Annotated in this window: 20 protein-coding genes and 2 pseudogenes; 9 read left to right on the top strand and 13 right to left on the bottom strand. The window is 58.8% G+C overall.

Annotation, left to right across the window (positions count from 1 at the left end; translation table 11 throughout):
• Positions 1–1,988 (bottom strand): flavin-containing monooxygenase (locus WB650_RS24965; RefSeq protein WP_423962455.1); only part of this gene is annotated, 1,988 nt, incomplete at its 3' end.
• Positions 1,989–2,153: 165 nt separating this feature from the next.
• Here WB650_RS24965 and WB650_RS24960 point away from each other — a divergent pair.
• A pseudogene (locus WB650_RS24960) lies at positions 2,154–2,926 on the top strand (SDR family NAD(P)-dependent oxidoreductase).
• Positions 2,927–3,013: 87 nt separating this feature from the next.
• A complete protein-coding gene (locus WB650_RS24955) occupies positions 3,014–3,841 on the top strand; it encodes a phytanoyl-CoA dioxygenase family protein (RefSeq protein WP_422301439.1) in 828 nt (275 codons plus the stop codon).
• A 91-nt stretch (positions 3,842–3,932) separates the two neighbouring features.
• Here the strand turns inward: WB650_RS24955 and WB650_RS24950 are convergent, their stop codons facing one another.
• Genes WB650_RS24950 through WB650_RS24940 form a run of 3 tightly spaced genes read right to left on the bottom strand, consistent with a single transcriptional unit; the run spans position 3,933 to position 7,287 of the window.
• Positions 3,933–4,826 carry an SDR family oxidoreductase gene (locus WB650_RS24950; RefSeq protein WP_422301437.1) on the bottom strand — a complete coding sequence of 298 codons (894 nt, stop codon included), beginning with the start codon at positions 4,824–4,826 and terminating at the stop codon, positions 3,933–3,935.
• Between the two features lie 20 nt (positions 4,827–4,846).
• Entirely contained in the window at positions 4,847–6,067 is a 1,221-nt protein-coding gene (locus WB650_RS24945) for a CaiB/BaiF CoA transferase family protein (protein WP_422301435.1), read from the bottom strand.
• A gap of 11 nt (positions 6,068–6,078) precedes the next feature.
• Positions 6,079–7,287, bottom strand: a complete 1,209-nt coding sequence (locus WB650_RS24940) for a CaiB/BaiF CoA transferase family protein (protein ID WP_422301434.1) — start codon at positions 7,285–7,287, stop codon at positions 6,079–6,081.
• Positions 7,288–7,445: 158 nt separating this feature from the next.
• Between WB650_RS24940 and WB650_RS24935 the strand changes: the two genes are divergently transcribed.
• Together WB650_RS24935 and WB650_RS24930 are read left to right on the top strand one after the other, a co-directional pair.
• Positions 7,446–9,152: an N-acyl-D-amino-acid deacylase family protein gene (locus WB650_RS24935; RefSeq protein WP_422301432.1), complete on the top strand. Its 1,707-nt coding sequence runs from the start codon at positions 7,446–7,448 to the stop codon at positions 9,150–9,152.
• Positions 9,153–9,181: 29 nt separating this feature from the next.
• Positions 9,182–10,090: an alpha/beta fold hydrolase gene (locus WB650_RS24930; protein WP_422301430.1), complete on the top strand. Its 909-nt coding sequence runs from the start codon at positions 9,182–9,184 to the stop codon at positions 10,088–10,090.
• Between the two features lie 173 nt (positions 10,091–10,263).
• Here the strand turns inward: WB650_RS24930 and WB650_RS24925 are convergent, their stop codons facing one another.
• The 6 genes and pseudogenes from WB650_RS24925 to WB650_RS24900 form a co-directional block, all read right to left on the bottom strand.
• Entirely contained in the window at positions 10,264–10,737 is a 474-nt protein-coding gene (locus WB650_RS24925; protein ID WP_422301428.1) for a Zn-ribbon domain-containing OB-fold protein, read from the bottom strand.
• 15 nt (positions 10,738–10,752) lie between these two features.
• Positions 10,753–11,982, bottom strand: a complete 1,230-nt coding sequence (locus WB650_RS24920; RefSeq protein ID WP_422301426.1) for a thiolase C-terminal domain-containing protein — start codon at positions 11,980–11,982, stop codon at positions 10,753–10,755.
• Positions 11,983–11,997: 15 nt separating this feature from the next.
• On the bottom strand, positions 11,998–13,044 hold the full coding sequence (locus tag WB650_RS24915) for an LLM class flavin-dependent oxidoreductase (protein ID WP_422301424.1): 1,047 nt from the start codon (positions 13,042–13,044) through the stop codon (positions 11,998–12,000).
• A 67-nt stretch (positions 13,045–13,111) separates the two neighbouring features.
• A pseudogene (locus WB650_RS24910) lies at positions 13,112–13,246 on the bottom strand (single-stranded DNA-binding protein); the annotation flags it as partial.
• 9 nt (positions 13,247–13,255) lie between these two features.
• Positions 13,256–15,640: a response regulator gene (locus WB650_RS24905; RefSeq protein WP_422301422.1), complete on the bottom strand. Its 2,385-nt coding sequence runs from the start codon at positions 15,638–15,640 to the stop codon at positions 13,256–13,258.
• Positions 15,637–16,212, bottom strand: coding sequence for a RedB protein (locus WB650_RS24900; RefSeq protein ID WP_422301420.1), 576 nt, complete (start codon positions 16,210–16,212; stop codon positions 15,637–15,639). The genes WB650_RS24905 and WB650_RS24900 overlap by 4 nt, the downstream gene beginning before the upstream one ends.
• 613 nt (positions 16,213–16,825) lie before the next feature.
• Here WB650_RS24900 and WB650_RS24895 point away from each other — a divergent pair.
• Complete coding sequence (locus WB650_RS24895) at positions 16,826–17,254, top strand: helix-turn-helix domain-containing protein (RefSeq protein ID WP_422301418.1); 429 nt, start codon at positions 16,826–16,828, stop codon at positions 17,252–17,254.
• A 496-nt stretch (positions 17,255–17,750) separates the two neighbouring features.
• On the opposite strand, the gene WB650_RS24890 is transcribed toward WB650_RS24895, so the two are convergent.
• A complete protein-coding gene (locus WB650_RS24890) occupies positions 17,751–19,259 on the bottom strand; it encodes a hypothetical protein (RefSeq protein WP_422301417.1) in 1,509 nt (502 codons plus the stop codon).
• A 43-nt stretch (positions 19,260–19,302) separates the two neighbouring features.
• Positions 19,303–19,770, bottom strand: coding sequence for a hypothetical protein (locus WB650_RS24885; RefSeq protein ID WP_422301415.1), 468 nt, complete (start codon positions 19,768–19,770; stop codon positions 19,303–19,305).
• Positions 19,771–20,074: 304 nt separating this feature from the next.
• Here WB650_RS24885 and WB650_RS24880 point away from each other — a divergent pair, with 304 nt between their 5' ends.
• The 3 genes from WB650_RS24880 to WB650_RS24870 all read left to right on the top strand — a co-directional run bounded on the left by WB650_RS24880 (position 20,075) and on the right by WB650_RS24870 (position 22,936).
• The gene (locus WB650_RS24880; protein ID WP_423962450.1) at positions 20,075–20,536 is read left to right on the top strand and encodes a hypothetical protein; all 462 of its coding nucleotides are present in this window, start codon (positions 20,075–20,077) and stop codon (positions 20,534–20,536) included.
• Between the two features lie 204 nt (positions 20,537–20,740).
• A complete protein-coding gene (locus WB650_RS24875; RefSeq protein ID WP_422303118.1) occupies positions 20,741–21,289 on the top strand; it encodes a hypothetical protein in 549 nt (182 codons plus the stop codon).
• 840 nt (positions 21,290–22,129) lie between these two features.
• Positions 22,130–22,936 (top strand): hypothetical protein, encoded by an 807-nt coding sequence (locus WB650_RS24870; protein ID WP_423962447.1) that lies wholly within the window; start codon positions 22,130–22,132, stop codon positions 22,934–22,936.
• Positions 22,937–23,215: 279 nt separating this feature from the next.
• On the opposite strand, the gene WB650_RS24865 is transcribed toward WB650_RS24870, so the two are convergent.
• Positions 23,216–23,572 (bottom strand): choice-of-anchor D domain-containing protein, encoded by a 357-nt coding sequence (locus tag WB650_RS24865; protein ID WP_423962457.1) that lies wholly within the window; start codon positions 23,570–23,572, stop codon positions 23,216–23,218.
• Between the two features lie 10 nt (positions 23,573–23,582).
• On the opposite strand from WB650_RS24865, the gene WB650_RS24860 reads away from it, so the two are divergent.
• Positions 23,583–23,958: hypothetical protein (locus tag WB650_RS24860; protein ID WP_422303121.1), on the top strand; the 376-nt coding region annotated here is incomplete at its 3' end.

The following is a 23,958-nucleotide window of genomic DNA, read 5'->3' as shown; positions in this document are numbered from 1 at the left end:
TTGAAAAGGTGTACTGAACGTCCAGACTTGCGGTCCCATGCAGAGTGATAGCAGGTGGGCGCTTCAATATTCAGTTCAGGACGGATTTGGCGATAGAAGCGCGCTTTACCCGCGGCAGAGAGGAGCCGGATCCCTCCTTCGAACGCATAGGGCTCGAGCGTTGACTGAGCCTGGACGCGATACTTGTGCCACTTGCCGCCGCCGTAATAGGCGAGGCTGCCCGGTGCCGCGTTGCCTTCACCATTGTAGTAGGAGATGCAATCGCGCAGCGGCGCAGTCGCGAGGTCGACGTCGCGGCAATGCTCCGCATACGCATCCTCCGGCTCTTTGCGGACATCCACGATGCATGCGCCGCGCTCCCGCATGGTCTGCAGCATCCACACAACGTAGTCACTGTGCGCGTCGATCGCGTCGGTGAAGTTGAAGCTGCCGCCGCCGCCCTGCGGACCGGTGACGATGAACAGGTTGGGGAAGCCGTGGCTATGCAGGCCGAGGAAAGTCCTGGTCCCCTCGGTCTCCCACTTTTCCTTCAGGGTGCGGCCGCCGCGGCCGGTGACCATGTTGAAGGTCGAGGTACCCATCCACTGGAACCCGGTCGCGTAGATCAGCACGTCGAGCGGATATTCGACCCCCTCATGGACGACGCCGCGCTCGTTGATCTCGCACACGCCGCGCGGAGCGGTGTCGACCAGATGGACGTGCGAAAGGTTGAACGCCGGCAGGTATTCGTCGTGGAAGGTCGGACGCTTGCAGCCGTACGGGTAGTACGGCTTCAGGGCCGCTGCTGTCTTCGGATTCTTGACGATCGCGTCCACGCGCGCGCGGATCTGCTCCATGATGCGGAAGTTGGAATCGAGCTGCTTCTGGGTCAGCTCGTCCGGGGTCAGCTTGCGGTCGTATTTCCTGAACTTCTTGATGTCGGGAATCTTGCCTGCCAGGTAGTCGTCGTTGGCCTGGATGGCAGTGCGACCGGCCGATATCTTCGAGAAGCGCGCGCGCCTTGCCCGGGCCCATCCGGGCTCGTTGGCCCAGGTCGCCCGCTCTTCGTCTGTCGTCGTGCGCTGGTCGCGCACGTCGATCGAGGACGGCGTGCGCTGAAAGACGTAGAGCTGGCCGGCAGTCTTAGCGAGCTCCGGTACCGCTTGTACGGCGGTCGCGCCGGTGCCGATTATGCCGACCGTTTTTCCGCGCAGGTCGATGTTGTAGTTCCAGCGCGAGGTGTGGAAGGAGTCGCCCTGGAACTTTTCCATGCCGGCGATGCGCGCCAGCTTCGGCGTCGTCAGGATGCCGTTGGCCAGGATCACGAAGCGCGCACGCATCTTGTCGCCGCGATCCGTCTCGACGATCCAGCGGCCGGATGCCTCGTCCCAGGTCGTCCCTTTGACCGTCGTGTGGAACAGGCAGTGGTCGTAGAACCCGAATCTATTGGCCATGTTCTGGCAGTATTCGAGGATCTCGAAGCCCGAGGCGAACTTCATCGACGGGACGTAACCCATCTCCTCGAGCAACGGCAGGTAGCTATAGGATTCGACGTCGCAAGCGATGCCTGGATAGCGGTTCCAGTACCAGGTGCCGCCGACGTCGCCGCCCTTCTCGCAGAAACGCACGTCGACGAAACCGGCTTCGCTCAGCCTGTGCCACAGGAGCAGTCCGCCGAAGCCGGCGCCGACCACCAGGATCTCGCACTCGTCGGTCAGCGCTTCGCGCGGGATCGGCGGCTCCGAATAGACGTCATCCAGATATTTTTTGAAATCGCCTTCCATGGCCATGTAGTCGGCGGCGCCGCGGCGAGCTTCCTTGAATGCGCGGTACTTGGCCTGCTCTTGCGCATTGAAGATCGCGCCAGCCGGCATTTCCGGCATCTCCTTCATCTTCTGATCGGTGAGGACGGAGTAGCCCTTGCCCGTAATCTTGTCGGACGCCTTGGCCGCTCGCGTGTTGAAGACTTTCAGGCCTGTCTCATTGTCGATACGGACTGCTGCGTTCATTTGGGATCCTTGTGATTTCCTTGGCGGTCAGAACGTTTCTTCTACTTGACTACTATAGCCTTCGCGACATTATTGAAAAGTAATTCTGATGATCGCCCGATTCAGATCGTTTTCAGTGCGAGATAAGACAACCGCGCCAAAAGGCTGATTCCCCGGCACTACACAATGAGTACATCACCAATTTACGATTTCGCGGGTAAGGTGGTCACTATCACCGGTGGCAGTCGCGGGCTGGGCCATGCGATGGCGATGGGTTTCGCGCGCGCGGGCGCAAACGTCGCGATCGCGAGCCGCAAGATCGAAGCTTGCGAGAGCACCGTGCAGAAATCCGCGCGCTCGGCGCCGACGGTTCCGCGCACGGCGTACACGTCGGGATGTGGCGCGATTGCGAACGCCTCGCTGACGAGGTTTACGCGCGATGGGGCCGATGCGACGTTCTGATTAACAACGCCGGCATGTCGCCCCTCTATCCGTCACTGGCCGAGCATACCGAAGAGCTCTTCGACAAAGTCGTAGGCGTGAATCTTAAGGGACCATTCCGATTGTCGGCGCTGTTCGGTTCCCGTATGGCATCCGGCAACGGCGGCTCCATTATCAATGTCTCTTCGACCGCGGCAATTCGTCCTTCCAAAACTACTACGCCTTACTCGGCGGCCAAGGCCGGGCTCAACGCGATCACGATTGCGTTCGCGCAGGAATACGGTCCCAAGGTTCGCGTCAACTGCATCATGGCGGGTCCGTTTCTAACCGACATCAGCAAGGTCTGGGCGCATTCCGAGGAGTTCAAGAATCGCTCGCAGAGCTTTCCGCTGCGACGTGCCGGCGACGCTGATGAAGTAGTCGGCGCCGCGCTCTACCTCGCGAGCGACGCGGCCAGCTTTACCACCGGCGCGATTCTAACGATCGATGGCGGCGCATCCATACCGATGTCTGAGTAGGGACCCCGCGTTTGTCATTCTCAGCGCCCTGTCGCAAAATTAACCGATCGTTCAGGATAACGAGGCTGAAACGAAATGGGTCAGACGATGCGAAACGATATCGATCAGATTGTTGGTGAAGTTGAAGAAAACGGCGTATGCGTCGTGCCAAATTTTATCTCCGCGGAACTCCTCGGTCGCATCTGCGACGACCTCGACCGCCTGAACGATCTGGAACGCCAGCACGGCGTCGCATTTCTCGAATCCGATGGCGCGAACCAGCGCGTCTTCAACCTGGTCAACAAAGGCGAGGTCTTCGAGGAAATTGTCCAGCATCCCGAGGTGATGGCGGTGATGGACAAACTGCTCGGCGGCGATTTCATCCTGTCGGGATTTTCGTCTAATACGACCGGCCCGGGCGGCGAGGAGATGACCCTGCATTCCGACTCCGGTTACGTGCCGCCGCCTCATCCCGAGTATCTATTGTCGGCGAATGCGGTCTGGATGATCGACGATTTCACCGAAGAGAACGGTGGCACCCGCTACGTTCCGGGTTCGCACAAGCTGCGCACCGTCCCGGATTCGCGACGAAACTACGAGACGGTGCCAATCATTGGCAACGCCGGATCAGTCGCGTTCCTGCACGGATACACCTGGCATAAGACGGGCAGCAACAATTCTCGCGACGGTCGGCGCCGCGCGCTGTTCGCATACTATGTGCGTCCGTTCCTGCGCGTGCAGGAAAATCATATCGTCTCGGTGCGCGAGGAGGTTTGGCATCGCGCTTCTCCAACTCTGCGCCACCTGCTCGGCGGCGATCTGTGGTTGAACTCGATCGGTTTCTTCGATGGACCGCCGAAGGCATATCGCGAGGCCGCGTTCCCGCGCCGCTCGGGCCTGGGCACACCGCCAAAGCCGCAGTCGCAAAACAAATAGCTACGATCGCGAGATCACTTCCTATCGCTGAATGCTCCCGAGTTGGCAAAGCCGATACCGAATTTCAGGCGCCTTCTCCTGACCAGGATTCCTACAACATCCGTGGCGGTTTCAGATCAGTGCCGAGCGATGACTTGAACGACTTCGCCAGCCGCTCCACTGTCCACGGGCCGTCTCCCATCAGGACGACTTCGGGCGCGATGTGCGAGTAGCGAGTCACCCGATAGCCCATCGCGCCGATTGCCTGTCCATTGACGTATTGTGCTTCGTCGCTCGCAAGGAACACCACCACCGGCGCCACGTTCGACGGATCCATCGGTGAGTTGGTCGCCGTTGTGCTTTGACCAAAGTTCCCTCCCGGCATCCGGCCTTCGGGAATGGAATCTGTCATTCGAGTCGCGGCACCGGGCATGATCGCATTGACGGTAATGTTGTACTTGGCCAGAGCGACCGCGCTGCTATACGTCAGCCCGAGAATCGCGGCCTTCGCCGCGGCATAGTTGGGTTGCCCCGGAGCTCCCAACGCAGCGCCCGACGAAAAGTTGATGATCCGCCCCGCTTTGCGCTCGCGCATATGTGCCGACGCCGGCCGGATCGTGCAGTAGTGACCCTTGAGATGAACCCGAATCACCTCGTCCCATTCTTCTTCGGCCATGTTGAAGATCATTCGATCTCTCAGGATGCCGGCGACGTTAACGAGGATATCCAGCTTCCCGAATTCCCGAATCGCGTGATCAACGACGCCCTGCCCGCCGCTAACAGTCGCGATATCCAGTGCATTGGGAACCGCGATTCCGCCGCTCTGCTTAATCTCCGCGACTACTTCATCCGCGGGAGTCGCCGGTTCTTTTTTTCCGTCCACCGTAACGCCAAGATCATTTACGATAACCGCAGCACCATGAGCCGCCATCGCCTTCGCAACCGCGCGCCCAATTCCGCGCCCGCTCCCAGTCACCACCGCAACTTTACCGTCGAGGATTCCCATGTTGAGCCTCCTATCGCTATTTAATGAATAACTTTCTGCTCCATCAGATTCGCTATTTCCACGTCCGACAGTCCAAGCAGTCCGCCGAAGATCTCGCGATTGTGCTCGCCAAGATCGGGCGGCATCGAGTAGTTAAACTCGGCGATATTGCTCATCCGCACCGGCATGTTCGGCAGGATCCGCTCGCCGACCTCGCGATGATTGATCTTGCGGAAAAATCCCCACTCCCATAGATGCGGGTCGTCGTGGATCTCGACGCTGTCGAGCACGGGCCCTGCTGCGACACCCGCACGCTGCAGCGTTTTCGCGAGCGCGATATGCTCATAGCGCCGCGTCCATCGCGCGAGGTGAGTATCGAGCTCGTCGCAGTTACGCCAACGCAAGTACTGATCGGCGAACTTTGCATCGCGGGTCCACGCAGGATTCCCCATCGCGCAGCACAAAGCTTCCCATTCCGATTGGGAGCCGACCGCGATCGCGATCCACTTGTCCTCACCCGTGCATGGATACGTATTGTGCGGCGCCATCTTGTCGTCACGATTCCCGCGTTGACCTCGATCGCGCCCATTCATCGCGTAATCCATGTACCATTCCGGCATCTGGCCAATCACCGTCTCGCCCATGCTGGCGTCGATCCACTGCCCCTCGCCGGTTCGATTGCGATGTCGCAGCGCCGCGAGCACGTGAAATGTCACCGCGCTGGCGATTGCGTAGTCGGGCCAGGTGCCTCCCGTCTGTCGCGGCGGACCGCCCGGGTAGCCCTGCGCGTCGAACATACCCACGAAGCAGCATGCCATCGGGCCCCATCCGACCCACGACGAAGGTTCTAGCCCCGTTTTGCCGAGCAGGGACACAGAGACCATCACGATATCGGGCTTCACCGCGCGCACCCGTTCATAGGTGATACCGAGTTTGTTGGCGGCGGGAGCAGGAAAGCATTCGAGCACGAGATCGCTCTTGCGAATGATGTCGTCGGCGAGGGCGCGGCCCTTGTCGGTCGCGAGGTTCAACGTGATCGCTTTCTTGCCGTAGTTCAGCGCGTGGTAGTAGCCGTTGCGATTAGGTCCGGCGATGCGATCAGCCATCCCGGACGGATTGATGCGTCCGATATCGATATAAACCTGCGACTCGATCTTGATCACCTCGGCGCCCATCGTCGCGAGCCATTGCGCGATTTGCGGACCATTGATGATCCAACTGAAGTCGGCGACTCTGATTCCTTCCAGTGGAAGTCGGCTCATCGTTGTCTCCTTCAGATCACGCCGGCGGCGCGCATCGCCTGCTGCTCTTCGAGCGAGTAGCCGAGCCGTCCGAGGATCTCCGTGTTGTGCTCGCCCAGCATCGGCGCGCGTGACGGCGTCGGCGGAGTCGCGGTCATCTGCACCAGGGAACGTGGATATTCGAAACGTCCCGCGATCGGATGATCGATCTCGACGAACGCGTTGCGTGCGCGCAAATGCGGATGCTGTGCGGCCTGCGCCACCGTGAACACCGGACCAATCGTCAGCCCGAGACGCTGCCCTTCGCTTACGAGATACTCGGTATCGTACTTCAGCAGCTCCTGCCGAATTGCGAGTCGCAACACGTCGTCGTTGGCTTGACGTCCCGCGAGTTTGTCGAAGATTTCGCTCTCGAGCGCGTGCGGATTGTGAAGCAGCTTCTTGAGCGCCACGTAGTGGCTGTCCGCCGACCACAATGTGTAGATGTAGCCGTCCTTGCACGGCAACGGCTCGAGGCCAACGGCGACATTGCCGCGCATCCGGCTGAACGGAAGGCGCACATACGTGTAAGCAGCCATCTCAATTTTCGAAGTGCTTGCGATTGCTTGCCAGCACGGCACGTCGATCCATTGGCCTACTCCGGTTGCCTCACGATGGAAGATCGCGAACATCGATGCTGCCGCGGCTGCGGTCGCGCCCATCATCTCAGCCTGATGGCCCGGTGCGCGCAGCGGGTTCTCGCGCTCGGCGTCATCGACCATCGTCGGCGTGTTATAGCCCGTCAGGCTCATCGCGAACTCAATCAGATCGGTTCCTTTCCAATCGCGATAGGGACCGATTTGGCCGAACGGTGTGATCGACGTGAGTATCAATCGCGGATTGAGTGCGTGCATGGCGTCGAAGCCGAGGCCAATGCTATCCAGATGTCCCGGCGGATGGTTCTCGATCAGCACGTCGGCACGCGCGATGAGCGCGCGAAAAACCTCGGCGCCGGTTGGCGTCGCGGGATCGAGAGTAAGGCTTTTCTTGCTGGTGTTCAGATAGAGGAACGCGCCGCTCTTTTCCGGATGCGGGATGTCGCCGGGAAACGGCGGATGTGCGCGCATCTCGTCGCCAGCGCCTGGTGGTTCAATCTTGATGACCTCGGCGCCCATGTCGGCGAACATCTTCCCGCACATCGGTCCCGACACCATTTGCGCGAACTCTACTACGATCAGATCGTCGAGGGCTTTGCCGGCCAAGCGCGCACCTCCCGAGCAGGAAAGCGCGACTATATCCCAGAATTTGCCATCGCGAGAAATCCAAACATACCGTTCGGTTTGTGTTTTACCGCGGGATGGATCGATACTTGGCGAATAGCGTTTGGTCCCGCGTCAATCTTTCAAGTGAGGTGCTCGTCATGGCGGAATTCGATCTGGTCGTAAAAAACGGCATGGTGGTCGACGGTACTCGTGCGCCGCGTTTTCGCAGCGACATCGGGATCAAGAACGGCAGGATCGCAAAGATCGGCCGTATCGCATCGCATGAGGGCGCCAAGGTCGTCGATGCTGACGGACAGATCGTCGCACCGGGCTTCATCGATCTGCACACCCACTATGACGCGCAAATTTTCTGGGACCCTTACCTCACGATCTCCGGTTATCACGGGGTTACTTCGGTCGTGATCGGCAATTGCGGATTCGGTTTCGCGCCGGTGCGCCCCAAGGATGCCGAGCGCTCGATGCTGACGATGGTCCGCACCGAGGCGATTCCGCTCCGCGCGATGCAGGCCGCGATGCCGTTCGACTGGGAGACCTATCCGCAATTTATGGACAAGCTCGATCGCCTGCCCAAGGGCGTCAATCTGCTGCCCTACGTTCCGATGAATCCGGTGCTCGGCTACGTCATGGGAATCGAGGAATCGAAGACCGGTCGTATGCCGACTGACGATGAGCACGCGACGATGCGCCGTATTCTGCACGAAGCGATGGACGCGGGCGCGTGCGGATGGTCGGCGCAGCGGCTGATCCCGGGCGGTCCGAGCGCGGTGCAACGCGACTTCGACGGCTCGCCGATGAATACCGACGTGATGCACGACGAGACCTGCCTGGAAATGGCGCGGGTGCTCGGCGAGCGCGGCGAAGGCTTCCAGGAACTCACGCTGGCGAGTTGGGATCCGAGGAAGGATGCGGAGCACTTCGAGCAGATCGCCGAAGTCAGCGGGCGTCCGATAATGTACGAAGCGCTGGTGACGAACGATCGCTTCCCGCATCGCCATCGCAACACGATGCGGTGGCTCGAGCGATGCCGTCAGAAGGGTCTGCCGGTCTATGGCCAGGGTACGACCACTGACGCCGGACTCACCTTCACGTTCGAGGACTGGAACCTGTTTGACGATTCTGACGCCTGGCGCGAAGCAACTACCGGCACCGTTGCCGAGCGCACGGAGAAACTCGGTGATCCTCGCCGCCGCGCCGCGCTCAAGGCGCAGATGCCGCGCGAGAGCCTGATCACCAACTACTTCGACGAGATCATCATCACAGAATGCCAGAAGCCCGCGAACAAGAAGTTCGAGGGCATGACGCTCCGCCTCGCGGCCAAAGAAACCGGCAAGGACGCCGTGGACACCATGCTGGACATAGCAGTGTCGGAGAATCTCAAGACTGAGTTCTTCGCACCCGCGGTGAACTCGTCCGACCTGATGAAGGAGCTGCTCGACTATCCTTATATAACGTTCGGCGTTTCTGACGGCGGCGCGCACACCAAGTTCCTGACCGCGGGGCGCTATCCCACCGAAGGACTAATCCGCTTTGTTCGCGAGAAGGAGTGGCTGAGCCTCGAAGACATCCACTGGCGGATGTCGGGACTGCCGGCCTTCTGCGCCGGATTCAAGGATCGCGGCTTCCTGCGCGAGGGCGCACCGGCCGATATCGTGGTTTACAATCTCGAACGGTTGAAGGTGCTGCCGGTCGAGATTGCGCACGACCTGCCAGGCGACGAATGGCGCCGCGTGCAACGCGCCGAGGGCTATAGCCATGTGATCGTGAACGGCCAGATTACCTGGGATGGCGACCGCTTCACTGGCGTATCTCCGGGCAAGGTCCTGCGCCACGGAGTCTCGGCCTAGCGATCAGCGATCGCTGACAGTTCCGGCAAATGGAACGCGCTGAAGAAATCGCGATGTTCCGCACCGCGCTTCGAATCGCGGATCTTCATCCCGATCCGATTACGCTCCCCGATGATCATCAGGTGATCGTCGGCTCGATGCGCTTTCACTACCTCGACTGGGGCGGAACCGGCACGCCGATTCTGTTTCTGCACGGCGGCGGTCTGACCGCGCACACCTGGGATTGCGTTGCTGTTATGCTTCGCGACCGCTTTCGATGCGTTGCGCTCGACCAGCGTGGGCATGGTGACAGCGAATGGTCGCCGACAATCGACTATCGAATCGCGGCGCACGTCGGCGACATCGAAGGATTCATCGACTCGATGCGACTCGAGCGTCCTATACTCGTCGGGCAATCGATGGGCGGGCTCAACTCGATCGCCTATGCGACGCGTCATAGCGACGCGATGCGCGCGATGGTGATCGTCGATGTCGCTCCCGAAATCAGCACTTCAGGGGCCGAGCGCATTCGCGACTTTGCGGGCACGCCCGAACTCGATTCGCCGGACGCCTTTCTCGATCGCGCGACCAGGTTCAATCCACTTCGCGATCCGGCAGTGTTGCGCCGAAGTCTTCACTACAATTTGCGCGAGACGCCCGCGGGCAAATGGGTCTTCAAGCACGATCAGCGGCGCCGATCAGACGACGCGATGCGCGCGTTCACGGAAGATCGAACGCGGTTTGCGGATCACGTCTCGAAGATCTCATGCGCGACCCTGGTCGTGCGCGGAGCGCTGAGCGACGTCCTCACCGATGACTCGGCGGAGAAGTTCGCACGCTCTCTCCCGAATGGGCGATTGGCGCGTGTCGAAAAGTCGGGACACAATGTGCAAGGCGACAACCCACGCGCATTGCTCGATGCGATGCTGTCGTTCTTCCGCGCCGCCGGAATCAACTGATGGGCGACGGCGAGGCGAAACCGCGGAGCGCGACTCGAGGGCGTGGAGGATCTGCACAAAGTTAATCCGCGCATCATCTATATGCAGACGCCTCGGCAAGCCGGGCGTGCACAAAGACTACGCAGCTATGCTCCTACCGCGCAGGCGTTTTCCGGATTGACGTCGTCGGTTCTTCATTCAGCGAATCTCCACGTCTTCTCGGCGGTGCCGCCGACGCGCCAGCGCGGCATCACAATCTTCGGATCGTTGGTCTCTTCGAAGATCACCGAACATGGCAGGCCGATCGCGACTTCCGCTTCGTCGTTGGTCATAACGCCGGCGACTCGCGTGACAGTTCCGTCCTCTTCCTTGCAGTCGTCAAGCTCGATGATCGCGACGACGTATGGCACCGCTGCGATAAACGCTCCGAGGATCGGCTGCACCACGACAACGTAGCTGTGAATCACACCGTTGCCCGCGGTCTCGAACCATCCGATATCCATCGAGGTGCACTTGTTGCACGCCGGGATGTTCGGCGGAAACCATTTGTGCCCGCATTGATTGCATCGACGCACCAGGTACTTGCGCTGCCGCGTCGCCTCCCACCATTCGCGCGTGTCGGAATCGGGATGGATGCGCAGTTTCGAATAGTCAATTGTCACCGACATCGATCACCTCCGCACTCACGCGGCCATCCCCCGCAGGATGAGGCAGCTCGCCATATTTTCCCATCCCCACGCCATCCCGCAGCAGATTTTTGCATCATGGACCTGGCGGCATCCTTTGGCGCGATCGTAACTATGCGTGCCTTCGCGCCATCCGGGACATGCGTCGTCAGCGCGATGCCGCAACTGGCGCACGTTTTCGATCACCATCTGCACGCCATGTGTGTAACCTTCCGACAGGTGCCCGCCTGAGAGATTGCTCGGCAACTCGTGATCGATTTGGAGGCGCCCGCCCTTGACGAATTCGCCCGCCTCACCCGGAGCGCAGAATCCGTTCGCCTCGAGCTGAATCAGCGTGGTGAAAGTGAAAGCGTCGTAACACGAAACGAAGTCCACATCGCTATGCGTGATTCCCGCCATGCCGAACGCGCGCTTCCATCCATAGTTGCCCGCGACGTAGTGCAGCACTGGCCGCGAGGGGTTCCACTGCGGATTATCGGTCATCGTGCGCGCGTATCCTCCCATGATGAAGACCGGAGGATGCCGCAGATCGTATGCACGCTCGCGCGACGTCACGATGATGGCGGCCGAGACATCGGTCTCCGTGCAACAGTCCAGCAGCCGAAACGGTTTGACGATCCACCGCGATCGCTGGTGATCCTCAATCGTGATCGGCGAGCGATAAATAGCCTTCGGATTGAGGCTAGCGTGATAGCGATGCGCTACCGCAATCTCCGCGAATGCCTTGGTCGTGCAGCCGGTGTCGTGTAGATAGCGCATCGCGGACATGGCGAAGCGCTGCGCCGGCGACGTCCAACCCCATCCCATGTTGAACTGATTGTCGCCGTCGGCATTGGCTGCGGGAATGGGACCGCCCGGAATCTGCCCGCCCATCCTGCGCCCTGATCGCCCGAGCATCGAGCGAAAGCACACGATCGTTTTGGCGTAGCCCGCCTCGATGAGCCCGATCGCGTGTGCGACCAGAGCCTCGGTGCTCGAACCGCCGCCGAAAATATCGAGACAATAGTTCAGCCGCATCCCGAGCGCAGACGCGACGTGCGCGGAAGAGGTTGAATCCGCGACTTGATAGCTCGTCATGCCATCTATGTCCGACGGCTCGAGGCCCGCGTCGTCCATCGCGTTGCGGATCGCCTCGCACGCCATCGATAGCGTCGTGCGATTCGACGGCCGCAGGTGCGGAGTCTCGCCCACGCCCACGATGCAGTATTTGTCAGTCAGTGCACCCATGAGAATTTTCCTGCTCTAAGACGCCGAAGGTGGCTTCAATTGCGGCGCAACCTCACGCGCGAAGAGTTCCATCGAGCTGCGGCTGCGTTCCGGCGAGATACCGGGCAGATGCATCCCGAGCACGAGGTGTGTCGTTCTTACTTTCGTGAGCGACGCGTTGAGCTTGGACGCAACTTCGTCAGGGCTACCGACCGCGAGCGGAAACATGAGTTGCGAATCGCGCAGCTTCGCGGGCTCCGGCAACTGCGGCATGTCTGCGCCGAGGAAGTCGCCCGCCTCGCTCAGCCATCGCGTGTACCACTTGATCATGTAGTGCAGATGCTCCTGCGAATGCGCCCACGCCTCGTCATTGGTGCGTCCGACATAGGTAAAGTGGAGTTGTGCTGCGGAGAAATCTTTTGGATTGCGTCCGGCCTTCCGCAACGCATTGTCATAAGTCGTTTGCGCGGCGGGATTCGCGAGACCCATGAAATTGCATCCCATCCGTCCCGCGCGTTCGATCGCTTTTGGCGCGCCGGCACCGATCCACAGCGGAGGATGCGGCGCCTGCACCGGCCGCGGCATCAGGCGAACGTTCTTCACCTTGTAGTGCTTCCCATCGAATGAAAAGTCATCCTTGGTCCACGCACCGCGAATCACTTCGATACCTTCTTCGAGGCGTCCGGCTCGAGTCTTTCGATCGACGCCGTACGCCGCGAATTCGCCGGGTGCATATCCTTGCCCGACACCCAAATCGAAACAGCCGTTTGAAATGATATCGATCGTCGCCGCGTCTTCCGCGACGCGCACCGCGTTATGCAGCGGCAGCAGCACCAGGTACGTACCGATGCGAATCCGCTTGGTGACCGCGGCAATCGCCGATGCGATTGGCAAAATCGCCGGCGAGTATCCGTCCTCGGCGAAGTGATGTTCGGTCAGCCAGACTTCATCGTAGCCAAACTCCTCGGCGAGTCGCGTTTGCGCGAGCTGATCGGCATAGAAGTCAGCAAACGGCTTGCGCCACGCCGGCGGATTTCGAAACGGAAACAGCAGCCCGACATTTAAATTTCTGCATATACTCACGGCTTCGCCTCAACTCGGATTCTTCACGCGACCGTGCCACTTTGGTCTTCATTTTTCAAACCCCGATCCTGCCGTCCTTCGCCTCGTACTCGCAGGTTGTCAGCCGTCCTTCGACATACACCTGGCGGCCTTTGCTGAGAAATTCCGCGCATGTCTCGGCCAACTTTCCGAAGGCGACGATCCGGTGCCATTCAGTCCGTTGAATGAACGTTTAGGTTCTTGCAAACGTAGAACAAGGGCCACTTCGTTCTTGTTTTTTCGCGACCGTGGGCTCGGAAGTTGAGCGCGTCGACTTCTTGATCGCGGCGAGCAGTACGGCCTTTTTGATCGGCTTGCTGACGTGCATGTCGACGCCGGCATCAAGGGTCCGGCGAACCTCTTCATCCAGGGCCGAGGCAGTAAGTGCGAGGATCGGCGTGCGCGAGAGGCCACGTTCCTTTTCCCAAGCGCGGATTGCAGAAGTAGCTTCCAGGCCATCCATCATGGGCATCTGGATATCCATGAGCACCACGTCGTAGCTTCCGGCTTTTATCCGGGCGACGGCGATTGCACCATTCTCAGCATCGTCGAGTTGCCATGCGGTGTCCTTGAAAAAGGCGTGTATCAGTAAACGATTGTCCTTCGAGTCGTCGGCGAGAAGGATCCTCAGAGGACGATCTGGTTGCGCAATCTCAGTGACGTCCTCCGTCGAAGTGAGCGACGGAGTATGCGCGGGTTCCACGGCGCCGGTCGCGGAAAGAGCAGCGTGTTTCGCCATCGCGGTTCCGATCGCATCAAACAGGTCGCTTCGACGAACCGGTTTCACCAGGTAAGCGTCGAGTCCCAGCTCGCGTGCGCGCGTCAGCTGGACCTTGAGATCGTCAGACGACAGCATCAGCACCGTCAAATCCTGTCCCATCCCGGCCTTGAGCCGTTCGGCAACCTGAAAGCCGTCCATCCCCGGCATCCTGCAGTCGAGCAACACCAGCTTGTATGGAACGCCCGTGGCCCTGGCACGTTCAATCTGTTCGAGCGCGGTCGGCCCGTCCTCGGCTTCATCAACATCGGCGCCGCGGCTCGACAGCATTTCGCGCAGGATGAGCCGGTTGTTGAAGTTGTCGTCGACCACAAGGGCGCGAACCCCGCTCAGCATCACTGTCGGGATGGTCTGTCTCTCGGCGGGCGCGCCGGTGTCGAGCTGGAAGGGCGCGGTAAAATGAAAGACGCTGCCACGTCCCAACTCACTCTCGACCCAGACGCGACCTCCCATCAGCGCGACCAGCCGGCGCACGATCGCGAGGCCGAGGCCACTGCCGCCATACTGGCGGGTGGTGGAAGAGTCGGCCTGGGTGAAACTGGAGAAAACGTCTTCGAGTTTGTCCGGGGCGATTCCGATGCCGGTATCCGATACGGAAAAATGAAGATGAGCGGGATCGTCGGAGTCGCGATCGCGCTCGACGGTGAGCATGACCTGGCCGCGCTCGGTGAACTTGACGGCGTTGCCGATCAGATTTAGCAGGACCTGGCGGACGCGCAGCCGATCGCCGACGAGCGCGGTCGGAACGTCGGGCATCACATGCGCCAGCATCTCTAGTCCCTTCTGATGAGCTCGAATCCCCAAAGTCTCAACCGTTCCATCGACCAGCTCTTCGAGATCGAAACCAGTTTGCTCTAGCGAGAGGCGGCCGCTCTCGATTCTTGCGAGATCCAGAATTCCGTTGATCAGGTCCAGCAGCGCGTCACCATTGTTGGTCATTAGCTCGAGGTATCTTTGTTGGTCGGGGTCGAGCTTGGTCTCTTCCAGCAATTGCGCCATGCCGAGAATCGCGTTCATCGGAGTGCGAATCTCGTGCGACATGCTCGAGAGAAATTCCGATTTGGCGCGCGACGCGTCCAGCGCCGACTCGCGTGCGGCGACCAGCTCGCGTGCGGTCTCGCGGAGTTCGGCGGTTCGAATACCGACCTCGTTCTCGATTTCCGCGTTGACAGTTTCCAGCCGCGCACGATCGACGGCGATCGCTCTCATCTCGTTCAGGCTCTGCACGATCGAAACAATCAGAAAGAAATCTGTAAAGACGACCCATCCGACGTGTTCAGCCCATCGCCACGGCTCTACCGCCGCCACCCCATAGATCGATAGCGGGAAATAGCGTCCCCGAACGAAATGGTCTGCGGCCGCGACAATCGAGGCGGTTATCAGCACATGCCAATCGCGATAGAAGGCCAGGAAGGCAAGCGATCCGAAGTAGTGGAAGTGAGTTTCGATCCGTCCCCCGCTCAGATGTATCAGCAGGCCCGACGTGAGCATCTGCGCGATCGCGATGACGTGGCGAGTGACGGTGCGACCCGGCATCACCAGCACCATTGCAAGCGGCGCTATCGCAATCGCACCACCGAGAAATATCGCGGCCCATAGGTGGATGTGTGTTTGGCTTTGTTCACCCGCCCAGGTGGTTGGCGAGAGGAGCAACGCGGCGACGATTCCGGCGAGCCACTGAAACACGAACAGACCGGCAAATAATTTGTCCGTGCGGCGGAAGATTCCGGCGCGCATTTCGCTGAAGAGCGCGTTGGCGCGGCCCGCGACGTCAGCAGAAAGTTCGCGCTCCGGGCTCATTTCGCGCACTTGTCCTGCTCACTTTTGCGATTCGCGGATCGCGCGAACAGCGGGCATCCATAGACCGGGGTGGTGGCCGCAACCATGACCGGCTTGTTCCTGTCAACAACCCTCGCGGGTCCACCTGGTTCGGGGACATCGATCAATCGGGCGATTGCGCTCACACCGGCGTTGTCGCCGAAGTGCCCACGAGCGGCGGTGATTCCGCCGCTGAATAGCAGGCGCCCGCGCGGATCATAAACCATCGTCTGGCCTGAAGTCGCCGCACCGAACAGTTTCGCCTCGGCGCCCAGATCAATGATGCGGGTTACGCCGGGTATCAACCCGGCGCTTGACCAGAGATCACTCTTCGTCCAGGTTGCATCGAAGCCTGGCGGCTGGACGAAGACAACGAAGGCCGCGAGCCTGCCTCCACTGTGCGCTATCAGGATCGCCAGTTCGCCAATGCTCGCACGCGAGCACGGACAATGCGGATGAATCGCCATCACCAGCGTGAAATAGCCGGAAGGGCGAGAGATGAGACTCTCGGATGGCCACGACGCATGCGGAGTTCCAGCACTGCCGGGAGTCAAAGAGTAGTTTCTAAGTATGCCTAGCCCGACAATGACTACCGTGAGCCAAATTGCCAGTCCAATGGCTAATAGGATCGATCGTTTCGGGTTTACCAAGGCCGCTCTCAAAAAGTTAGAGGGCAACTTCTATGCCTGACAAACGACCAGCTCCTGCATCGCCATACGAAGGTTTGCTCTACTCCAGTTGGTATCCGCGCGTCATCTGACCGGTCAAATGGAGACATCCTCCGATTTTGACACCGCTTTCTCCTGCGTCACTTCGCAATCGACATTCAAGAGCAGGGCGCTGAAGTAGTTCGGGAGTATTGCTTAACGCAATTTGGCCGGGACTAAGCGGGATCACGTGGGATGAACTGGGACAGGTTTCGCGAACCAGAAAGGACTTGGCGGACGAGGGCAGACGGCCCGAAATAGACAATTTGTTGAGAATGACGCGACGGCAACGTATGGGGTTCTTGGAGGCGTTTTGACAAATCCAACAGTGACATGCTGGCCTTTAAGTCGTTTTAATGATATTAACAAAAAGTTGTCTTTTTCACCTTTTTTGATGACTTGTGGTCACAACGCTGAAATAGACTCAATCGGAAACCGTAAACAGGGGGAAAGAAGATCAATGGCACGCAATAAGCAACGCAGTTTCGGACAAGTCATTCGGGAACGCAGACGGCAACTCGACCTCACCCAAGAGGAAACTGCTCGTGGCATCAGGACATCCACGCCATACATTGGCCACCTGGAATCCGGCAAACGCCATCCTTCCGACGAGACTCTAACGCGCCTGGCGGGAGTGCTCGGACTCGATCGCCGCGAACTATTTTTTCTCGCTAACCCTCGCGCACACGCGCTACTGAGTCCCGAGAGTAAGTCGACGACTGATTCCACTTGGAATGATTTCAGGAAGAACGACCAACTGCGGCGGGTTCACAAGATAACGAGCGACGAGATGGAGATGCTTTCGCAAGTTGCGTTGCTCGGTGATGTGCCTTCGGCGCGCGACTTCATCCATATCCTGAATACCGTGCGCCACACTGTCGGAAGATAGGAAATATCGGGGTCAAACTCCTAAAGATCCTGCGGAATGGTTTCATGAACGAGCGGAGCACCGAAAAGCGGGAAGATACCGTCGCCGGTAGACTGCACGACGTAGCCGTCGTAGCGATGGACCGCATCCATCATAACGTCAGCGCCGGATCGATAGCGGCGCGCGCCTTTTCGGGGTCGAGGTCCTCACCATCTCGGTGGATTCCTTCATGTCAGCGAACACGGGAGCGACTGTCTTGCGCGCCGAGAGGGAACGTTCGATGGCTCTGGTCGAATTGGTGGGAAAGACAGTGCTGACAGACGAGGTGCGCGACTGGGGCGTCGTCATGCCTTCAGAAGCTTCTTTCCGGAGACGAGCGAGATTCTCATCGCCTTGTCCCCGGGTTCACGAGCCTGCGCCATAAGAGCTCGGCCAACCATACGAGTCGCGACCTCCTATCGGTGCAGGATTGCTGGGTCCATCGGTACCGGTGGTATCGAGATTGTGGAATCGGACTCTATTCACCCGTGTGCGCAACTACGGTGAACAGGCAAGCGTCCGGAAAGTTGCGATCCCAAACGTACTCAAAGTTCTCTTGATGTTTCTCCTTCAGAACGTCAGTGTACGTAACAGTTCCCCAAATCCCGAACTTGAGCTGCCCCGCAACAATCTTCTGAAACGTTTGTTCGGGTGGAACACTGTCTAAACTCTTCGAGAGCATGTCTCTGACTGTGCCTGTGGTTGCGCCTGGTATACTCGTACCTGCGCTTACCGAAGCAGCACTGACTGCGCTGGCCGGATCTGTTGATTGTTCGGTCGGCGTAGCGCCGGGAATTCCGGCGGAGAAAGACGACTCAAAGTTGTCGGCCTGAGTCCTGCCCGAATTGCGGTAACGCAATGTCAATACCGTATCGAGACTCAATGGACCGCGAGGAGAACAGTAGATTGCATCTACATTGACGTGGGCAGCTTCGGCTATTACCACCATATCGCGTGCACTGCGCGCGGAGAGCGCAGCAACGTCTGCCTGAGTCTTGGCAGCGTCTGCATCGATCTTGCTGCCGTCCGCCTGGGTCTTGATGCTATCCGCTTGGGATTCGACTGCTTGGGAGGCTTGTTTGGCGGCGGCCGCCTGCGCCTGCACTTCTGAAATTGTTTGTTGGCTGATTTCGCGCTGCTTGCCAATGATCGTGTTGAGCGTAGCTATAGTGGTTACGTGCCTTCGATAAGCGTCGACTAACTTATACAAGATCCCGAGAGTCAGCACCCACAGCAACAGACTAGTAATAGAAATGCCGATGGCTACCTTTGTCCCGGTTCTGGTTCGACGCTTGTGCCTTTTACGCTGCTCGGGTTGAGAGGCGACTTGGCCGTACAGACCGTTACGCGCAGCGTCGTGGCTCTTGTCTTTTTGCTCCTCGGTCGGGTGATCGTTTGCTTCGCGTTCCTCGCGCTTGTTTCCCGACGGGCCAGACGAGCCATTCTCCGCGCGCTCGAGCAAGGAGGCGGCATCCAGGAGAAATGGGACCCTGATTTGCTCAGGCGCATCGGTGGCCTGCGGTTCCGCGGGCTTACTCGCCTCACGAATTTGGCGCAGCATGAACTTCACGTCTTGCTCGCAAGTCCAGGATCCGAACAAAGATGCGTTGGACAACGCTTTCAGTTCCACAGGAGTCAGCTGGAAGCGCTCCAGGACTCCATGGCTGCGGCAAAATCCTTGAACGATTCCGTACTCGCCGGATTGAACTTCGAAGCCTGGGGTCTGTGAATTCTTGGCGGTTTCGAGTTCCGGGATTTGTTCCGGCTCTGGCTCGTCGACTTCTGAAACGCCCGGCAAAGCCGCAAGAAGCGTGGTTGCCTTCGAACGGCCGCCGCGCGATTCGGGAGGTTTTTGCTGCTCGTGTTCGCCAGGCGGCGAGGAACTGAGCGGCGCCGGTTTTTTTTGGAGCGACTTTAAGGCGTCGACCAGCTCGCGCACCACCTGTTCGGCGTCGATAGACGCTTCGGTCACCTTCGGTTTGTCCATTACCCTGCGCTCTGATCCCGCGGTTGCGAGTCTTCTCTATGTTTCAAGCTTGCTCCGATAAACCTTGTGAGCTTCGCTCAAAACCCTGCGCCAGCGCCGAGAAGTCCTCGCGAAGGGTCTTCGCCGGTTCAAACGCATTAGCGAGATGCGCGAGTCTGTCCTGAAGCGTCACCGCCGGTTCGAGCGCAGCGGCAAGCTGGCCCAGGCTTTGGCAGAACCCTTCAGAAAGTTGATCGAGTTCCAGATCCAGAGCCTTCAGAGGGCCGAATTGATTCAGAACCTGTCGAAGCTGGTCCTGGAAACCGCGCATCGGTTGAAGCAGTTTGGCCAATTCCTTGATTTGCGTCCCAAACTGGCGCAGTGGTTCAAACACATTCCCAAGCTCCGAAAGCTGTCCTATCGGTTCCAGGATCGACGCTATCTGAGCGAGTTGATCTTGAAGCGGCTTTACCTGCTCAAACACCGCCTCGACCGCGAGCGTGGGGTGAAACGAAATCTGCTGATCTGCCATTCGAGTCTATCCTCCCAACAACTGCCACATTAATTGACCGCCGACTCGCATGTACCTTGCCGTCACGCCACGGCAATAGCAACTCGGCCCCTGTGGATTGCCGCGACGCTGCGGCTTGCGAGAGATCAATCGATACTGGCAGGATGGCTAAACAAGACTAAGAACTGTATTGCCTATTTGACGCATTTTTATACTTCAATAGATACTCAAAACAATAGCAACTTGTCTTCTACAATTAGTTATAAGGCGCGCTGCAATTTCGATAGCAACGATTCGCCACTAAAAAGGCTAAGGACGGATTAAGATGGCAACTCAGCGAACTTCATTTGAGCCCGGTCTGGCAGTATCGACGGTCTTCGATCAGATCGCACCGCTCGAGGAGCAGTTGGCGCAGATCGTGGTTATCCTCGAACCGATACAGCAGCTCTCTGAGCTTGCAAGCGTGTTCGAACCTCTGCGCGAGTTCGAGGGACGGATTAGGGACCTGGCTAAAGTGCTCGCGCCGATGCACGACTTCCAGCACCAACTTCAACAGGTGTTGAAGCAATTCTCACCGCTGGAAACGCTCGACCAGGAACTCAGCCAGCTCTGCTTGTCGTTCCGCGAAAGTCTGTGCCAACTGGCCACGGCTCTCGAGCCCGCTGCAGCTCTTCAGGATCGACTCGCCCATCTGTGTATTGTATTTGAGCCGGCCAAGGCTCTCCACCAGGAATTCTCTGGGCTGGCTCAAATTTTCGAGCGAAGCTCGACGGATCTGCCCAATTAAGATCGAACCAGGTGGTCCCGCAAGTAAGTGGTCCTCCTATCAGAGCCGGCGACTTCGGAAGCAGGCGAAAAAGCCGGATGGATACGTTACGATGTTGAGCTGGCGGCGTCAGCTGTCGCCAGGTGAACGCCGGGCCGCCCATTTTTCCTGGCGCGAAGTGCCGCGCAAGTCTGCGATTGTGGGAACAGCACCAGGAAAAGCACGATGATACTGTTTGATATCAAAGCCGACCTATACGGGCCGCCTTCAAACGAGCGGGAAGATTCCAACGCGTTTCGGGCCAGACTTGCAGTATCGGCAGTTTTTGACCAGGTCGAGCCTTTGCAGGCGCAGCTCGCTCGTATGGCGTCTTTTCGCGAACCGATGCAGCGGCTCGGCGAACTGGCAAAGGTGTTCGACGAGTTACGCAAGTTCGCGATGCAGCTCAGCGACCTGGCCAGAGTGTTCGAGTCAAGGCACAACTTTCAGGACCGCCTTCGTCCGGTCCCGAACCAGTTTGCCCCGCTGGAGGCTCTCGATGAGAAACTCAAACGGCTTTGCGCGTCGTTCGCCGAACATTTGAGCGAACTCGCCGACGCGCTCGGACCGGCGGTTATGCTTCAAGACCAACTCGGGTATCTAGCTAGCGCGTTCGAGCCAGCCAAGGTTCTTCGCCAGGAATTCTCGGGATTGGCCCAGAGTTTCGCGTTGGGGTCACACGCAATGTCGGACGGTCGGAATACGGCGTCTTCACCGAGCAACCCGAGACGCTGACCGATGATTTCTTCGTCAACCTGCTCGACATGAAAACGACGTGGCAGGCCTCCCTGGCGGCACGGCCGACTGAACCCAAACAAAAGGACCACCGATTCGTCGACCCCATCTGCTGGTAACGCTGGCGAAGCTTGCCAAGCAAGGCGGTCTTCGGGCACTGGCGGCAGAATCACTCACGGTCAAGCACGTTTTATTGACTCGATTAAAAAGACCGCATAACTTCTTGTCGAAAAAGAGTTGACTCATAGTCAAACACTAATATCAGCACAGTGACTATGAGTGCGCACAGTGGAAGGGGGCGCCTCGAATGCTAGCAGACTTCATCATCGCTCTTTTGATTTCACTTGACGTAATTCTGCTTGTGCGACTGTTCGAGGACCAGCGCGAGTGTGGCTGGCGCTTCATCTCTTTGACCTGAAGCGGCCATCCAGAAAGACGAGGTGCAACGTGTTCTCACAAAACAGGATTGACGATGGGGTATGTGACGGTTGGGGAGCATCGAATGCGGATGCGGTTGCCGAACGAGCAGGTCTTCGGAGCCTTCTGGCTAGGCCGTTCTACTGGCTTGGCTACTTGGCCGTAGCGTTTCTTCTCGTATTCCTCTGGTCGGCTGAGCACGTCGAGGGAATCAGCACCGGCATGGATTAGGCGCTCGAAGGACGCTCTTTGCTTTGGTCAGGCCGAGAGAGCGAGCGAGGTCATATTGTTACGTGCCCGCAGGTTACGATCGTGCCGCATTTTGGGAGCCGTAAACAGGCTGCGACTGCGACGAAAGTAGGTTGTTTCTTCGCTCAGGGAGTTCTTGTGACTACGAAAGACCGATACCGAATCTCGGCCCGCATGCATCGCCGAGAGAACACGGTTGCGAAAAGAGAACCTGACAGTCTCGAACGTCTCATACACGAGATTCTGACTACTACAAAAGGCGCCGGCGCGAAGGCACCTGTGCTGCGGGCGCACCAATCTTTCCAGACCTTCGCGCGTCGCGACTATTCGAACGCACTGCGCAAGCTCTTAGACAGGCGCCAAGTGGCGGAGATTTTCGCCGAGATGGGTGCAGCGCTGCCAGGGCTTAACCAAAAGGTATTTCGGACTCTGGATCTTCGTCGGCTGGCGGAAATTGCGACGGAACTGGGTGCCGTACTGAAGGCCAAGCCGCTCGACGATTCCCAGGGTTGCGCTCTGCGAGGTTTTTACGTGAGTGATCGTGTTTTGGTCGGTAAACCGCTCATATATGTGAATACGGCGGATCATCCAGTCCGAGTGGCGGCCGCCTTCTGGCATGAGGTCGGTCATCATGTCGTGAAACGCATATTTGATAGTCGCCACGCACAAACGCATCTCTCCCTCGGCGCTGAGTACCAAGATCACCTGGACGATCCGGAGGAAATCGTCGCCGATATGCTGCTGGTCCTGGCATGCTATCCTCATCACGCTGCTCTGCGTTTGTTCAATATGCCTGCACCGACAGACGCTCTCAACCAATGCCCTGGCCAGCTAGTCTCAAGAGTCAGGCCGTACATACGCGCCGTCTCAGGATGGGACTTCGAAAAGAAACTGAACGCCACAGAAAGTCTGCGACAGCTGGCGGGGATGATTCATTTCGCGAAACTGCGCGCGACTTTGCTTTCAGAGTACGCGATATGAGGCAAAAGGCATTCCTTGTGAGTGTCCTGACGATCCGATCTTTTTCTGCCGTTAGATCTGACACGATTTTCTGAAGGTCCAAGGAGCACTCCTTTTTTCGTTTAGACGTTAATCGCGTTAACTGTCTTGGCTTGGCTTGAGCCGTGACGTAGATCGCGAATAAATGTCAGTGGCATTTCAGAATCGCAACCTAAGCGAAGCAGAGATCACCCGATTATCTCCATTTTTGAATATAGCTATCCGGGTCCCTCTAATCTTCAGTGCGTTGCGCGAATAAGGCTAGCGTTCATAGGTGTTATCGCCCATATTGCCTGGTTTTAGGTTTTGAATAGGCACAGGGGCCTTACCGGTGCCGGACAGTGAAACGGTCTGCGGCGCGCCGATCGCGTTGTCGAAAATCATCAGCGTTCCGGTCTGCGACGTCGTATTGGTCGGGCTAAAGGTCACCGATACCTTGCATTTCTTGCCGGGCGCGAGCAGCTCCTGGCATTCCGATTTCACCACGAACACCGATGGCGGCGCGGTCTCCATCTCGATGCTCACGGCCAGGCCGTTCTTTTTCTTGCCCACGTTCTTGATCGTGACCGTTCTGGGCTTGCTGGTCGTTCCGACGGTCACGTCGTCGCCGAATTTCAGCGAATGAGGCTTGATCCTCAGCTTCTCGTCGATCGGAGTCGGTGTCGAGGTCGGCGTGGCAGAGTCGGTCGGTGTCGCAGTGCTCGATTCGGTCGGCGACGCAGTTGCGGTACCAGTTGCGCTGGCAGTCGCGGTGACTGAAGCCGTGCTCGACTCCGTCGCGGTTGGCGTAGCGGTCCTGGTAGCGGTGGCAGTCGCTGTCGAAGTGCTAGTCGCCGTGGTGGTTGCAGTGAGCGTCGCTGTCGCGGTTGGCGTAGCAGTCCTGGTAGCGGTGGCAGTCGGTGTTGCAGTGCTCGTCGCTGTCGCGGTGGCAGTCGGCGTCGCAGTTGTCGTCGATGTCGCCGTGGCGGTTGCAGTCGCCGTTGCCGTGGGAGTTGCTGTGGCGG

The organism is Binatus sp. (SeqCode) (assembly GCF_049584895.1).
Lineage (GTDB): Bacteria > Desulfobacterota > Binatia > Binatales > Binataceae > Binatus.
Note: the sequence above shows the minus strand (reverse complement) of the source record. Positions and strands in the feature narration are given on the sequence as shown.

Coding starts and splice junctions, on each gene's coding strand:
- WB650_RS24935 (WP_422301432.1), top strand. CDS start 7,446: ATGGCGGAATTCGATCTGGTCGTAAAAAACGGCATGGTGGTCGACGGT.
- WB650_RS24885 (WP_422301415.1), bottom strand. CDS start 19,770: ATGGCAGATCAGCAGATTTCGTTTCACCCCACGCTCGCGGTCGAGGCG.
- WB650_RS24945 (WP_422301435.1), bottom strand. CDS start 6,067: ATGAGCCGACTTCCACTGGAAGGAATCAGAGTCGCCGACTTCAGTTGG.
- WB650_RS24950 (WP_422301437.1), bottom strand. CDS start 4,826: ATGGGAATCCTCGACGGTAAAGTTGCGGTGGTGACTGGGAGCGGGCGC.
- WB650_RS24890 (WP_422301417.1), bottom strand. CDS start 19,259: ATGGACAAACCGAAGGTGACCGAAGCGTCTATCGACGCCGAACAGGTG.
- WB650_RS24920 (WP_422301426.1), bottom strand. CDS start 11,982: ATGGGTGCACTGACTGACAAATACTGCATCGTGGGCGTGGGCGAGACT.
- WB650_RS24905 (WP_422301422.1), bottom strand. CDS start 15,640: ATGAGCCCGGAGCGCGAACTTTCTGCTGACGTCGCGGGCCGCGCCAAC.
- WB650_RS24880 (WP_423962450.1), top strand. CDS start 20,075: ATGGCAACTCAGCGAACTTCATTTGAGCCCGGTCTGGCAGTATCGACG.
- WB650_RS24895 (WP_422301418.1), top strand. CDS start 16,826: ATGGCACGCAATAAGCAACGCAGTTTCGGACAAGTCATTCGGGAACGC.
- WB650_RS24955 (WP_422301439.1), top strand. CDS start 3,014: ATGCGAAACGATATCGATCAGATTGTTGGTGAAGTTGAAGAAAACGGC.
- WB650_RS24875 (WP_422303118.1), top strand. CDS start 20,741: ATGATACTGTTTGATATCAAAGCCGACCTATACGGGCCGCCTTCAAAC.
- WB650_RS24925 (WP_422301428.1), bottom strand. CDS start 10,737: ATGTCGGTGACAATTGACTATTCGAAACTGCGCATCCATCCCGATTCC.
- WB650_RS24870 (WP_423962447.1), top strand. CDS start 22,130: ATGCATCGCCGAGAGAACACGGTTGCGAAAAGAGAACCTGACAGTCTC.
- WB650_RS24930 (WP_422301430.1), top strand. CDS start 9,182: ATGGAACGCGCTGAAGAAATCGCGATGTTCCGCACCGCGCTTCGAATC.